This is a genomic window from Bradyrhizobium sp. CCBAU 53340, from assembly GCF_015291645.1.
Classification (GTDB): domain Bacteria; phylum Pseudomonadota; class Alphaproteobacteria; order Rhizobiales; family Xanthobacteraceae; genus Bradyrhizobium.
This window is the reverse complement of sequence record NZ_CP030055.1, coordinates 3,460,183-3,473,571: the sequence shown is the minus strand read 5'-3', so window position 1 is coordinate 3,473,571 and position 13,389 is coordinate 3,460,183. Positions and strand designations below refer to the sequence as shown.

Sequence of the window (13,389 nt, the reverse complement as noted above, 5' to 3'; positions counted from 1 at the left end):
AGCGAAGTGGGCGCCGGTTCGCGTTAAGAAAACGCGTCAAACAAAGAGTCTCAGGCGAGATACAGCGTGAGATAACCTTCCATCGCATAGAGCGCGCAGAGCGCGAGGCTCGACCACACGGCAGCGCTGAAATACAGGAACATCCAGGTCAGCTCGCCCTTCCAATGCGCGATGTCGTGGGTCACCACCCACCGCGTCGCGACGTCGTGCAGGCCCTCGAGGAAGCCGAGGAATTTGTTGCCCTCTTCATGCCCTGCCCGCCAGCGGCTGAGATACATCGGCACGTCGACGGTGACGAGGAAGGCGAGGAAACAGGCGATGCCGACGATGCCTGACATCAGCGCCCAGCGCACCACGCCCTGAAATTCCGGCATCAGGCGGCACAGCGCGATGCCGGCGAGGAAGAAGGTCACCGCCCACAGCGAGTTCTCGATCGCGTTGTAGAGGAAGTTGGTGGTGACCACGGCGTACCAGGAGAAGCACTCCGCGATGATGATGATGGGCACGATCACCAGCGCGATGTTCACCGCGGTCTCCGCGCCGGTCATCTTGCCGAGCTGGTGCAGGATGATCGCCCATTGCGCGACGAAGCAGAGCTCGGCCACGGTCGCAACGGTGCGGCCGATGAAGACGCTGGAGAGCCAGGTGTCAAACAGGCAGATGCGCTGCACATCGGCGCGCGGCAGCACGGAGCGGAAGGCGCAGCCGAATACATAGCCCGCGCACAACAGGAACATCAGGCCAATGTCCGAGCCTCCGCCGACGCTGCCGGCCACGCTCGGATAGAACTCGCGGTACAGCATGAACCAGACGAGAATGTTGGCCGCACTGACAAGCGTCAGGGACCCCCACCACCACGCGAGGGGATTTGACCGCGCCTGCCACTGCAACATGATGAGCTCCGCTGTAGCCGAGATGACATCCAACGGTAGCAATTCTGTCATAAATCTGAAGCACGGCGCGACAAAAATCTGCGTGACGCCACTGTCGTAATTCGACCGCGCGCTGCCATAATTGCTAGGGCGATAGCTCTCCCTGCTCCCTTCCAAGTTTAGTCCGGGACCCTTCTTCGAAGGGCCCTGGACTCACGCGGGCGTCCTACTTCTTCAGGCCGCCGACATGGGCCGCGAGCTTGTCCAGCGTCTGGTAGCCGTATTCGACGGCGCCGAAGCCGATCGTGTGGTCGCGCTGCTCGGTGCTTGCGAACAGCTGCCGCATCATCAGCACGGTCTTGCCGTTGGCCTGCTCGGCAAAAGTAACCGTAAAGCGGAACATATTGGGATCCTCGTCCTGGTCGGCGCCATGGTCCATCTCGATCAGCTTCGGCCGCTCGATGCGGCGGAAGCGCATGCGGTTCGGATAGACGGTGCCGTCGGGGCCGATCATGTTGAAGCGCCAGACGCCTCCTACGCGCACGTCGATCTCGAAGGTCTCGATCTTGAATCCCTTCGGCCCGAACCATTGCGGCAGGTGTTTTGGGTCGGACCACGCCTCGAACACCAGATCGCGCGGCGCGTCGATCACGCGCGACATCACGATCTCGCGGTCCATCGACCATTGCGACAGGGCAGCATTGGCAGCATTCGTCATTACTCTGTACCTTTCCGTTTGCTTGGCTTGTTGGTTGTCTTCTCTGTCGTCTTGGACGGCCGCTTGGCAGCCGCCCTCTCCTTCTTGAGCTTCATCACATAGGCCTCGAAGCGATCGAGCCGCGTCTCCCAGATCGCGCGCTGGTGCTGGAACCAGTCTTCCGCGCTGAGGAGCGCGTCGGGGCTGAGGCGGCAGGTGCGCACGCGGCCGGACTTCTCCGACTGCACGAGCCCGCTCAGCTCCAGCACGTGGATGTGCTTCATGAAGCTCGGCAGCGCCATCTCGAATGGCTCGGCGAGCTCGCCGACCGAGGCCTCGCCGGCGCACAGCCGCATCACGATCGCCCGCCGCGTCGGATCGGCAAGCGCTGCGAAGACATGGTCGAGCTGGGACAATTGGTTAGCCATGAAGCTAACTATAGTCGCACCGCGATTCGGTGTCAATGATTGTTAGCTAGAAAGCTAAGTATAAATTCGACGGCGCCAGACATGGAACCGACAACGCGCAATCGTGAATTGGGATGCTCGCCTCTGCCCGCTAAATTGGTCCACGGGGGCGCATCGCATTTTCAGTCAGAGCACGTGCCGCCTGTTGACAATCCACCCCACATCACCCGGCGATCCCTCGCCCGCGCTGCGCTTATTCCTCTCGCGGCAGCGTTCGCCGGATCGCGCCGCGCCGCGGCGGATTCGGACATGATCGCGCAGATGCGCGACATCGTGGCTGGCGAGCTCGCGCCGACTGCGACACCGGAGCATCCGGGCGGCCTCGCCGCCGCCCTCTATGCCGGCCGTCATGTCGAATTCTTCAACTACGGCTTTGCGGACGAGGCCAGTAAACGGCCGGTGACGCCGGACACGCTGTTCAATCTCGCCTCTCTGAGAAAGCCGTTCGAGGCGACGCTGGTGGCGTCAGGCACGCTCCGCGGCGAGCTCAAGCTCGACGATCCCCTGCCGAAATATCTGCCGGAGCTGAGCGGCGCCTACGTCCGCAACGTCACCGTCGGCGAGCTCGCCACGCACACATCGGGATTGCTGCTGCCGACCGATCACCCGCCTTGGCCGAACGATTCCTACTCCCAGGCGCAATTCATCGACATGCTCAACGCCTTCGCGCCGCCCGTGGGCGTCGTGCCTGGCAAGCAGCGCATCTACAGCCATGCCGGCTACGTGCTGCTCCAGCTCGTGCTCGAGCGCTGTTATCGCGCGCCGATCGCAAAGTTGATCGAAAGCCGCGTCCTCACGCCGCTCGGCATGCATGCCACATCGGCTCCCGAACGCGGACCGGACAACCGCGCGATCATGGATGCGGCGACGCTGCGGCGCGTCGCGCAGGGCTATTCCGACCAGGGCAGCACGATCGGCCCGATCGGAGGCCAGCAGAGCTATTTCGACTTCCCCGGCACTGGCCAGATGTTCTCGTCCGCGCGAGACCTTGCGACATTCGTGTCGGCCTGCGTCGACGGCCGCGCGATCGACCCGCATTTGCGCGAGGCGCTGCGGATGACGCAGCGTGAGAGCTTTCGCACCGACCAGACGTTCGGACAGGCCTCGTTCGGTCAAGCGATGGCCTGGGAGACTGTGCATCTCGATGGCCTCACTGTTGTCGACAAGCCGGGCGGCCTCAACAACGCCTCCGGCTATATCGGCCTGGTGCCGTCACGCCGGATCGGCATCGTGCTGCTCGCCAATCGCGGCGAATATCCGCACGAGATCGCCCGCTACAGGATTTTGCCCGCGCTGGCGCACCTGCTGACCGCACACAGCTGAGGCGCGGAGGAACGCTATTCGAATTTGGCCGCCCTCAAACCGAGCGCGTCAGCCCGCCATCGACGCGGATGTTCTGGCCGGTGATATAGGCGGCGCCGTCGGAGGCGAGGAAGGAGATCGTCGCCGCGATCTCCTCGACCTTGCCGTAGCGCTTCAGCGGCACGCTGTCGCGGCGCGCCTCCGTCTGCGGCAGGCTGTCGATCCAGCCCGGCAGCACATTGTTCATGCGGATGTTGTCTGCCGCATGGGTGTCGGTGAAGATCTTTGTGAAGGCGGCGAGGCCGGCGCGGAACACTGCCGAGGTCGGGAACATCGCGCTCGGCTCGAACGCCCAGGCGGTCGAGATGTTGATGATGGCACCGCCCTTCTGCGCCTGCATCACCGGCGTCACCAGCCTGACCGGACGGATCACGTTGAGCAAATAGGTGTCGAGGCCGAGATGCCACTGCTCGTCGGTAATTTCGGTGATGGCCGCGCGCGGGCCGTGGCCGGCGCTGTTGACGAGCACGTCGATCCGCCCCCACTTTGCCAGCGCACCGTCGACGAGGCGCTTCAGATCGTCATTGGACTTGTTGGAGCCGGTGACGCCCAAACCGCCGAGCTCGGCCGCAAGCGCCTCGCCCTTGCCGGAGGACGACAGGATCCCGACGCGAAAGCCGTCGGCGGCGAGCCGCCACGCAGCCCCTGCCCCCATGCCGCTGCCGCCCGCGGTTACGAGTGCGACCTTCTCTGCTGCCATGACCAGATATCCCTGTGATAGCGTTGAGGCGAGCCCAAGGAGTCCGACAAGGTTCAGTCTGCCAAGGTTCAGCCTGTTATCGCGCCTTCTACAGCCAGACTTGCCCACAGGTCCATTGCCACGAGGCACCACGACATGAGCGATTTGCAGATCCGCAATTTACGGCCAGAGGAGATCTCCATCGCGATCGACTGGGCCGCGGCTGAGGGCTGGAATCCCGGCCTGCGGGATGCCGCCTGCTTCGCGATTCCCGACGCGAAAGGCTTCTTCGTCGGCGAGATCGACGGCGAGCCGGTCGCGACCGTCTCCTGCGTCACCTACGACGATCGTTTCGCCTTCCTCGGCTTCTACATCGTGCGCGCAGGCTTTCGTGGCAGAGGCCACGGCCTGCGCATCTGGAACGCTGCAATCGCACATGCCGGCTCGCGCGTGATCGGGCTCGACGGCGTCGTAGCGCAGCAGGACAATTACAAGAAGTCCGGCTTCCAGCTGGCTTACGCCAACATCCGCTACGGCGGCGCCGTCACCGCGCCACCAAATCCGCCCGCCGAGATTGTTGCGCTCGACACGATCCCGTTTGCCCTTGTGCAAGCCGACGACGCCACCGTTTTCCCTGCCCCGCGCGAGGCCTTCTTGCGCGCCTGGATCAACACGCCGGGACACGTTGGCCGCGCACTGTTGTGCGACGGCAAGCTTGCCGCGTGGGGCGTGATCCGTCCCTGTCGAATCGGCCGCAAGATCGGCCCGATGGTAGCCGACGACCGCGCCGCGGCGGAGGCCGTATTGCAGGCTTTGCTGGCGAGCCCCGGCAGCAACGAGATTGTGCTCGACATCCCCGCCATGAACCGCGATGCTATCGCGGTTGCGGAATCCCTCGGGCTGAAGCCGACATTCGAAACGGCGCGAATGTACACTGGACCGATCGCATCATTGCGGCTCGACCGCGTGTTCGGCGTAACCAGCTTTGAACTGGGCTAATAGCGACTTTGAATTCGGCCCTGCGCCGGCTTGAAATTTGTAATCTGTTTCACGTCACCGCTGCGAAGCAGCGTGTATCAGTATTCGATCCGCCGAATTTGCCGGACGGTTCGAACGTCATTTTTCTGCCTATCGATATTTTATGCGAGAGGATTTCATGACGGAAGCCAAAAGCAAGACTCGCCTTTCCGAACAAACGGGCGATGACACGCAGCGCCTCGGCGTCGCTGCCGCGTTGGTGCTTGCCGTTGTAACGGCGCTCGGGCTGCACGCGCTCGCCTCGGCGCCTGCGATGCGCGAGGCCGCCCAGGCGGACCTCGCGCGCCTCATCGCCGATGAAGATCGGGATGTCTGCGGTCAGTTCGGACTGCGCCCGGGGACATCAGCGTTTGTGGCCTGCAGCCGCGAGCTTGCGAATGTCAGGCGGAAACAGTCCGACCGCGACCAAGCCGCCGCGGCAGGCATTCTGTAGTGAGCCGCGAATGCAGCGCCCTGCTCAGTAGCAACGCATGATGTTGACGATGTGCTCGCCGCCACCGCGGCCGGGCACCGTCACCTGCTCGGTCGGACAGCTCGAGACATAGGGCCGGTCGGACGGCACGACGTTCGGCGGGAAGCGATGGGCCCAGTCCCAGGGAACGTCGTAGGTGTAGGTATAGCGAACGTCGTTGGTGACAGGCTGCCCGGCATCAACGAACGGCTCGGCATAGCTCGCGCCGTCGTAGAAGAACCCGCCGCCGCCCGGCCAATAGACCCAGGGATTGTTGAAGCGATTGCTGCGGCCGCGGAACCGTGCGCCCGGCGCGATCGGCGCATGTACTGCGGCGGGCGGCGCAGCCGCGGCCACCATGCCCTGCGTGGCGGCGCCGGCCGGTCGTGCAACACCATCGCTGAGGCTAAGGAGCAGCGCAGCTGCGCTGAGCGAGGCGAGCAACGCCCCTTGTGATCTGGACATCATGATACGCACCAACTCGTTTGGCTTCGCGGATAGCGGCTCCCCACCGCACGCTAGGCCGGGCTGTCGCCCAGCCGCAAACGTATAATTAATTATTGGTTAAGGCACGCACTTAACACGGAACCGGCTGCGGCAGTACGTCGGGGATTCCGCCCGAGTTTCAAACACTTCGTTCCCCGGAACGCCGCCTCATGACCTGTTGATCGCAGTTGATCGCATGGACCCGACAGGCTCGGAACGCTCCCGCATTGCAGCAGTTGGCTCCCGACACAAGGAGCATCTCATATGCAGAACAAGTCAAAACTCCTCTGCCTGATCACGGCATCCCTGGTCGCGGGCACCACGGCCGCGTCGGCACAGGGCTACGATTGGAACGGGCCGCGTGTGGGCTGGGATCGCACCGCCCCCGCCTATGAGCCGGTTCAGCCGCGCGCCTATTATCCTGATGTCGCGGGCCCGTACGGGGCCTATAACGGCACCAATCATCCGACGCCGAGCTCGACGCAGGGCGATGTCGGCCCCGACGGCAACAACAACGGCACGCTGAGCGGCCCCTATCGCTGGTAGCAGCCACGATTTCATGTCCCGGACCCGCCGCTTCCCTGAGCGGCGGGTCTTCATTTAGTGACCATAGCCCTTGCGTTGCCTGACGGGCAAAACACGCGAAAGATGGGTCAATTCCCCACCCCAAAACATATTCCACTTTACCGAAATTCGGAAATATCGCATGTGTCGTGGCGACCCGGCCCAAGGAAGAGGGGCGTATCGCGATCGTCACGACGCGGGCCGGGCGGCGGTGGACGCTAGTCACATCGGCGCGAAGGGCTTTGCAGGGCGGGCAACCGTGAGCGAGGCCGCCGCGCAAACGACCGGTGTGACTGCGTACGGCAAAATCGTGTGGTCCTGGCGCCCGGAGCCTGTGCGCCAAGTCTCGCGGTGATGTGCAATGTCCAACCGGATGCGCACATCGGTCATCTACGAGACGACGGGGGCAATAGTGCATCGCTCCCCGGGGAGATCGCGACATAAGCCGTCAAACCACTGCGCAGGGAAGGCCGGATGTTTCGGCTTCACCTGTATGCCGCTGTGCAGCCTCTTGTAGCGCAACCATCGCACAGTGGACCGCGGGTGCCAGCCGGGCACCCGGCCTTCCCTGCGCCCTCTTTCAGATGAGGGTGAGGCAACGGACAAAACTCGGGCGAGATGAGCCGCGAGAATGCGATGGTGCGTCTGAGAGGAAGATGTAAACAATGAGCGATGCCGATGCAGCTTGCTCCGTCATTGCGAGCGCAGCGAAGCAATCCAGAGTCTTTCCGCGGTGACAGTCTGGATTGCTTCGCTGCGCTCGCAATGACGAATCCGTGGATGCCTCCTCGCCCCCCCCCGTCACTTCTGCATGCCGATCGGGTCTTGTAACAAAACCGTCATACAGCAAAACTAAACGATGGCCGGGGGCCGCGGTTCGGCGGCCAAGCCGCCTCACCGTTAGGAGATTTCGATGCGCCGTTCACTGGTGTTGCTGTCAGCCGGGCTGACAGTGCTATCCACCGGATTTGCCTCCGCCGAAAACAACACGCCCCGCAACCTGATCCTGTTCATTCCCGACGGGCTGCGGGCGCTGAAGATCACCTCCGAGACCGCGCCGGCGATGGCCGAGGTCCGCGACAAGGGCGTCAACTTCAAGAACTCGCATTCGCTGTTCCCGACTTTCACCATGGCCAACGGCTCGGCGATGTCGACCGGCCATTATCTCGGCGACACCGGCGTGTTCTCCAACACGATCTGGACCAACTACACGTCGGTGCCCGCCGGCGACACCGTGGTCCCCTTCATCGAGAACGACGCCGTGCTCGGCGACATCGACGAGCATTTCAAGGGCGACTATCTGAACGAAGAGACCGTTTTGAAGATGGCCCGCGACAAGGGCCTGAGCACGGCGACGATCGGCAAGGTCGGCCCGGCCTACCAGTTCGACCACACCGACCATCCGGAGAAGGCCGGCCAGCATTCGATCGTGGTCGACGATTCCACCGGCGGCAAGAACGGCGTCGCCCTGTCGGACGAGGTCAAGGACGCGCTGACCAAAGCCGGCCTTCCCCTCGCCGCTCCGACGCGCGGCGACAATGCCAAGGCGGGCGACGCCAAGACGCCCGGCACCACGGTCGCCAACGTCACGCAACAGGCCTATTTCGCCGATGTTGCCACCAAGGTGGTGCTGCCGATGTTCAAGGCGCGCAACAAGCCGTTCGTGCTGGTGTTCTGGTCGCGCGATCCTGACGGCACCCAGCACAACCAGGGCGACAGCCTCAACCAGATCCTGCCGGGCATCAACGGCCCCAGCACGATGGCGAGCATCAAGAACGTCGACAACAACCTCGCCCAGATCCGCAAGGCGCTGGATGAGCTCGGGCTCGCTGCCAACACCAACATCATGATCCAGGCCGACCACGGCTTCTCGACCATCTCCAAGGAGAGCAAGACCAGCCCTTCGGCCAAGGTCAGCTACGACGACACGCCGAAGGACTTCCTGCCGATGGGCTTCGTCGCCCTCGATCTGGCCAAGGCGCTCGACCTGCCGCTGTTCGACCCGAACGACAAGAACGCGAAGGTCGAGGGCAACAAGCATCCGAAGGCCGGCAACGGCGTGCTCGGCAAGGATCCGACCAAGCCCGAGCTCGTTGTCGCCACCAATGGCGGTTCGGACCTGATCTACCTGCCGAACAAGGACAAGAAGCTGGCGGCGAAGACCGTCAGGGCGCTGCTGGAGCAGGACTACGTCTCGGGCCTGTTCGTCGACGACTCCCTTGGCCGCTTCCCCGGCACGCTGCCGCTGTCGAGCATCAATCTGCGCGGCAAGGCGGCGACGCCGACGCCGGCGATCGTGGTCAACTTCCGCTCCTATGCCAGCGAATGCGGCGAGGCGCCGACCAATTGCTCGGTGCAGGTGGCCGACACCGTGCTGCGCCAGGGCCAGGGCATGCATGGCAGCTTCAGCCGCGGCGACACCTACAACTTCATGGCTGCGATCGGACCGGACTTCAAAGCCGGCTTCGTCGACGAGCTGCCGGTCAGCAATGCCGACGTCGGCATGACCGCGGCCCAGCTCCTCGGCCTGCGCGGCTCCCACAACGGCGGTCTGGTCGGTCGGGTGATGTCGGAGGCGCTGCCCAATGGCGTTACGCCGAAGGCGTTCAAGGCCGTCGAGCGGTCCAGGAAGAAGTCCGAGAACGGCCTGGAGACCGTACTCAACGTCCAGCGCGTCGGCAGCCAGCGTTATTTCGACGCCGCCGGATTCCCCGGCCGTACGCTGGGCCTGGAGCCTGAGGCCGGCAAACAAAAAACGGCGGGGAAATAACCCCGCCGCTTGCTCTCGCGCCTCGCAAGGGGCGCGGGAAAATTTCGTTTCTTACATGCCGATGTCGAAGACATTGGGCAATTGGCCCGCCAGAGGCAGCGCGGTGGCGCCCACGAAGGTCGCCACCATCGCCATCAGGCGACGGTTGTTCTGGCGCTTGCCGCGCATCTGGCCGGCGATCCACTCCAGCATCTCGCTCTTGACCTTGGAGGCATAGGACGGCGCCCAGCTCTCGATGTCGGTGTCCTGCGCCAGCGCGACGCTACGCAGCGGCACCTTCAGGCCCGAAGCGCTCGCGGCATAATGGGCGACGGCCTTGGCCAGCAAATCGTCGAACCGGCCGCCATCGGCGCGTTCGGTCGCGGCCTCGTTGATCTCGAACAGCGCCTCAGCTTCGGCGCGGCTGACCGGCTGGTCGTTGACGGCCGCGGCCGTCAGGATCCGGGCGCACCAGGCGGCGTCATCGGCATCGATGGAGCGGGAAAAGTGCACCCGGCCCTTGGTGGTCGGACCTTCGCCCGTGATCACGCCGTCGCGCACGATGGAGAGCGCATGGGCCGCGGTATCGCGACAGGACGGTTCGAGGGACGAGGACTCCGCGGGCTTTTCAGCGGGCTTGGGCAGTGCGGCAGACATAGTTCACTTCCAGATTTCTTCTGATGGCCCAGCATTTTCATGCTGGGCGTAAAGGGGTGGTTAATGATTGGATATGGGGATCGCGACTTTTCTCAATGGTTGCCGATTAGTCGCTGCGAGGACCGTTTCGGTTCCGGAGAGCGTCGGGCGGGCGTGATGCGGGTCATAAAAGGCTTTATCGGGGCAATCGAGACCGTGAAGCCCCGGTGGAGGTGTGTTTCGCCGCAGGCGCCGCCGTAACAAAATTGTGCTGAGAAATCAGCCCTTCAGAGGAGGAATTCACATTTTACTTCAAGCAGTTCAGACGGCGTTCACTTGACGTCGGCAAGCCCCTATACTGGGCTTGACGTCCAGACGGTAATTTCCAAGCAGTTTCAACGCGATGAGGTCAAACCATGACACTTCCGATCGGCACCACCGCCCCCGACTTCGAAGCCGAGACCACTGAAGGGAAGATCAAGTTCCACGACTGGATCGGCAACAGCTGGGCCCTGCTGTTTTCGCACCCGAAGGACTTCACGCCGGTTTGCACGACCGAGCTCGGCGCTCTCGCCAAATTGAAACCGGAATTCGACAAGCGCGGCGTCAAGCTGATGGGCCTCTCGGTCGATCCGGTCGACCGCCACGCGAAGTGGTCGGAGGATATCAAGGAGACGCAAGGCGCCGCCCCGAACTATCCGATGATCGGCGACACCGACTACAACGTCTCGAAGCTCTACGGCATGCTGCCGGCCGCGATCTCAGGCGATCCCCTCGTCCGCACGGCCGCCGACAACCAGACTGTCCGCAACGTCTTCGTCATCGGGCCGGACAAGAAGATCAAGCTGGTGCTGGTCTATCCGATGACCACGGGCCGGAACTTCCAGGAGATCCTGCGCGTGATCGACTCGCTCCAGCTCACCGCCAAGCATCGCGTTGCGACGCCTTCCGACTGGAAGCAGGGCGAGGACGTGATCATCGCGGGCTCGGTTTCCAATGACGAGGCCAAGACGATCTACCCGCGAGGCTGGAAAGAACCGAAGCCCTATATCCGGATCGTGCCGCAGCCGAAATAAAGGCCGCTAACCGGTCACCCGATCCGCCACCAACAGACCCGCGGTCGACGAGACCGCGGTCACCATCGCGCCCCAGCCGACGTCGACGAACGCGACCGGCCAGCTCCAGTGCTTGAGCAGCGCCAGCGCGGTGAGATCGAACGTCGCATAGCAAAACAGCCCGAACAACACGCCGTAGAGCAACGTCGATTGCCAGGTCACGCCGGCTGATCCGCTGACGAAGATCAGAACGCCGACGACATAGAGAAGGTAGAACAGCACGGCGGGCACCGGCCTCAAATCACCGAGCATGTCGCCAACCTGCGCGGCGAAAAAGCCCTTGGCGACCAGACCCAGGAACAGGAAATCCAGCCCGGTCAGCACGATCAGGGTTGCGACATAGAGCACGGCGATGCGGTTCACTGACGGCCTCCCTGCCCGCGACGCGCGGTCGGTCTCACCATGCCGTCAGTTACGTCGCGGCGGGCCGATGGTTTCAGCCCGCTCCCGAGATCAAGCCGCCTGCACGCGATCGAGGAAGCTGTCGACCTCGGCCTTCAGATGCAGGCTCTCGCCCGACAGCGCCTGGGCGGAGGCAAACATCCGGCTCGAGGTCTCGCCGGTCTCGCTCGCGCCCTCGGCCGCTTGACGGACATTGACGGCGACGTCGGCGGTGCCCGAGGCCGCCGCGCGAACGCTGGCCGCGATGTTCTGGGTGGCGTTCCTCTGCTGCTCGACGGCACTCGAGATCGAGCTTGCGATGCCGCTGATGCGCTCGATCGTCTCCGTGATCGCCTTGATGGCGGTCACCGATTCCTCGGTCGCAAGCTGCATGCTGGCGATCTGGCTGGAAATCTCGTCGGTCGCCTTGGCGGTCTGGCCGGCGAGCGTCTTCACCTCCTGGGCCACCACCGCAAAGCCACGGCCGGCATCGCCGGCGCGGGCGGCCTCGATGGTCGCATTCAGTGCCAGCAGATTGGTCTGCTCGGCGATCGAGGTGATCAGCTTGACGACGTCCCCAATGCGGGAGCCTGCTTCGGAGAGCTGCGCGATGCGCTGATCGGTGGCCTCGGCCTGCTGCACCGCCTCTGCGGAGATCGCGTTGGATTCCTGCACTCTCCGGGTGATCTCGGAGATCGATTGAGACAGTTCGTCAGAGGCCGACGCCGCCGAACGGACGTGGTCGGAGGCCTGCTCGGACGCACCGGCCGACTTCGCCGACAGTTCCGCTGTCGAGCGCGCGTTGTCGGTCAACTGCTGCGCCACGCGTTCGAATTCGCCGGAGGAACGCAGAACCTTGTCGAGGATGCCGCCGACGCCGCTACGGAATTCAGCAACGAAGTTGCGAAGGTCGGCCTTGCGCTGCTCGGTCGCAGCCGCCGCGGCTTCCGCCTGTTCGCTGCGTAGGCGTGCCCGCTCCAGTGAATTGCTCTTGAACACCGCAACGGTGCGCGCGATCTCGCCGATCTCGTCGGCGCGGTCCTCACACTCGATCGCGACGTCGCTCTGGCCATTGGCGAGTGCCGTCAGCGAGCGGGTAACCGAGGTCAGCGGCCGGGTGACGCGGCGCACGACCAGCATGGTGAGCACCAGCACCAGCAGCGCGGCGATGCCGGCCGCGACCGCCATGCTCTCGATCGCGTGGGCAAGCATGCTCTCGTACTGCGCCATCGGAATGCCGACAAAGAGCAGCCCGCTGACCTTGCCGGTCGCATCCAAAATCGGAAAATAGCCGGTCATGAAGGACTTGCCGAACAGCGTCGCCGGCCCCTTATACGCTTCGCCGCGGCGCAGCGGCCCCTGCGCCGGATGATCGGCCGCGAGCTGGGTGCCGATGGCACGGTCGCCATTTTCCTTTTTCAAGTTGGTCGAGCGGCGGACGAACTGCCCGCTCGCATCGTCGAACACGAACAGGGTCGCGCTACCCCCGACATAGGACACCGCACGATCGACGATGGCATGATCCTTAAAATCAGGCATCTTGGCGATCTCGGCGCGCACCACCGCGCCGTCTCGCACGGTGATCCGGGCGTCAGGAACGATCTCGGCGAAGGCCAGGGCCAACGTGCGCAGATTGACCTCGATGTCGCGCAGAGCCCTGTCATTGAAGGCGGAGGTGAGCGACCAATAGCCGGCGCCGACCACGAGGGCCGTATTCATGGCAATCAGCAGCACCGCACACAGGACGGCCTTGGTACCCAGCTTGAACTGCGGCACGAACTTCGCCGTTAACGAATTGGTCATCGATGGAACTACCCCCGGAACTCCTGCATATTCATGCAATTCACTTACGGCCCCATTAACGGTGATCCACGCGGCAATAGTTTCCAAAT

Annotated in this window: 14 protein-coding genes; 6 read left to right on the top strand and 8 right to left on the bottom strand. The window is 63.7% G+C overall.

What is annotated here, in order from left to right; all coding sequences use genetic code 11:
• Positions 1 to 50 precede the first annotated feature (50 nt).
• The 3 genes from XH89_RS16390 to XH89_RS16380 form a co-directional block, all read right to left on the bottom strand.
• A complete protein-coding gene (locus XH89_RS16390) occupies positions 51 to 893 on the bottom strand; it encodes a hypothetical protein (RefSeq protein WP_194468005.1) in 843 nt (280 codons plus the stop codon).
• Positions 894 to 1,098: 205 nt separating this feature from the next.
• On the bottom strand, positions 1,099 to 1,590 hold the full coding sequence (locus XH89_RS16385; protein ID WP_194468004.1) for an SRPBCC family protein: 492 nt from the start codon (positions 1,588 to 1,590) through the stop codon (positions 1,099 to 1,101).
• Positions 1,590 to 1,997 (bottom strand): helix-turn-helix transcriptional regulator, encoded by a 408-nt coding sequence (locus XH89_RS16380; RefSeq protein WP_194468003.1) that lies wholly within the window; start codon positions 1,995 to 1,997, stop codon positions 1,590 to 1,592. The genes XH89_RS16385 and XH89_RS16380 overlap by 1 nt, the downstream gene beginning before the upstream one ends.
• A gap of 288 nt (positions 1,998 to 2,285) precedes the next feature.
• Between XH89_RS16380 and XH89_RS16375 the strand changes: the two genes are divergently transcribed.
• Complete coding sequence (locus XH89_RS16375) at positions 2,286 to 3,359, top strand: serine hydrolase (protein ID WP_194468002.1); 1,074 nt, start codon at positions 2,286 to 2,288, stop codon at positions 3,357 to 3,359.
• 34 nt (positions 3,360 to 3,393) lie between these two features.
• On the opposite strand, the gene XH89_RS16370 is transcribed toward XH89_RS16375, so the two are convergent.
• A complete protein-coding gene (locus XH89_RS16370) occupies positions 3,394 to 4,098 on the bottom strand; it encodes an SDR family oxidoreductase (RefSeq protein ID WP_194468001.1) in 705 nt (234 codons plus the stop codon).
• A gap of 135 nt (positions 4,099 to 4,233) precedes the next feature.
• On the opposite strand from XH89_RS16370, the gene XH89_RS16365 reads away from it, so the two are divergent.
• Both XH89_RS16365 and XH89_RS16360 read left to right on the top strand, forming a co-directional pair.
• The gene (locus tag XH89_RS16365) at positions 4,234 to 5,076 is read left to right on the top strand and encodes a GNAT family N-acetyltransferase (RefSeq protein WP_194468000.1); all 843 of its coding nucleotides are present in this window, start codon (positions 4,234 to 4,236) and stop codon (positions 5,074 to 5,076) included.
• 157 nt (positions 5,077 to 5,233) lie between these two features.
• A complete protein-coding gene (locus XH89_RS16360) occupies positions 5,234 to 5,548 on the top strand; it encodes a hypothetical protein (RefSeq protein ID WP_194467999.1) in 315 nt (104 codons plus the stop codon).
• Between the two features lie 24 nt (positions 5,549 to 5,572).
• On the opposite strand, the gene XH89_RS16355 is transcribed toward XH89_RS16360, so the two are convergent.
• Positions 5,573 to 6,034 carry a hypothetical protein gene (locus tag XH89_RS16355; protein WP_194467998.1) on the bottom strand — a complete coding sequence of 154 codons (462 nt, stop codon included), beginning with the start codon at positions 6,032 to 6,034 and terminating at the stop codon, positions 5,573 to 5,575.
• A gap of 282 nt (positions 6,035 to 6,316) precedes the next feature.
• Here XH89_RS16355 and XH89_RS16350 point away from each other — a divergent pair, with 282 nt between their 5' ends.
• Complete coding sequence (locus XH89_RS16350; RefSeq protein WP_194467997.1) at positions 6,317 to 6,598, top strand: hypothetical protein; 282 nt, start codon at positions 6,317 to 6,319, stop codon at positions 6,596 to 6,598.
• Between the two features lie 931 nt (positions 6,599 to 7,529).
• Positions 7,530 to 9,386, top strand: a complete 1,857-nt coding sequence (locus XH89_RS16345) for an alkaline phosphatase family protein (RefSeq protein WP_194467996.1) — start codon at positions 7,530 to 7,532, stop codon at positions 9,384 to 9,386.
• A 51-nt stretch (positions 9,387 to 9,437) separates the two neighbouring features.
• Here XH89_RS16345 and XH89_RS16340 read toward each other — a convergent pair whose 3' ends face one another.
• Positions 9,438 to 10,022, bottom strand: coding sequence for a hypothetical protein (locus XH89_RS16340; protein ID WP_194467995.1), 585 nt, complete (start codon positions 10,020 to 10,022; stop codon positions 9,438 to 9,440).
• A 395-nt stretch (positions 10,023 to 10,417) separates the two neighbouring features.
• Here XH89_RS16340 and XH89_RS16335 point away from each other — a divergent pair, with 395 nt between their 5' ends.
• Positions 10,418 to 11,077, top strand: a complete 660-nt coding sequence (locus XH89_RS16335) for a peroxiredoxin (RefSeq protein WP_194467994.1) — start codon at positions 10,418 to 10,420, stop codon at positions 11,075 to 11,077.
• A 6-nt stretch (positions 11,078 to 11,083) separates the two neighbouring features.
• Here XH89_RS16335 and XH89_RS16330 read toward each other — a convergent pair whose 3' ends face one another.
• Positions 11,084 to 11,479 carry a DUF2177 family protein gene (locus tag XH89_RS16330; protein ID WP_194467993.1) on the bottom strand — a complete coding sequence of 132 codons (396 nt, stop codon included), beginning with the start codon at positions 11,477 to 11,479 and terminating at the stop codon, positions 11,084 to 11,086.
• Positions 11,480 to 11,569: 90 nt separating this feature from the next.
• Positions 11,570 to 13,300 carry a methyl-accepting chemotaxis protein gene (locus tag XH89_RS16325; RefSeq protein WP_194467992.1) on the bottom strand — a complete coding sequence of 577 codons (1,731 nt, stop codon included), beginning with the start codon at positions 13,298 to 13,300 and terminating at the stop codon, positions 11,570 to 11,572.
• Between the last annotated feature and the right edge of the window lie 89 nt (positions 13,301 to 13,389).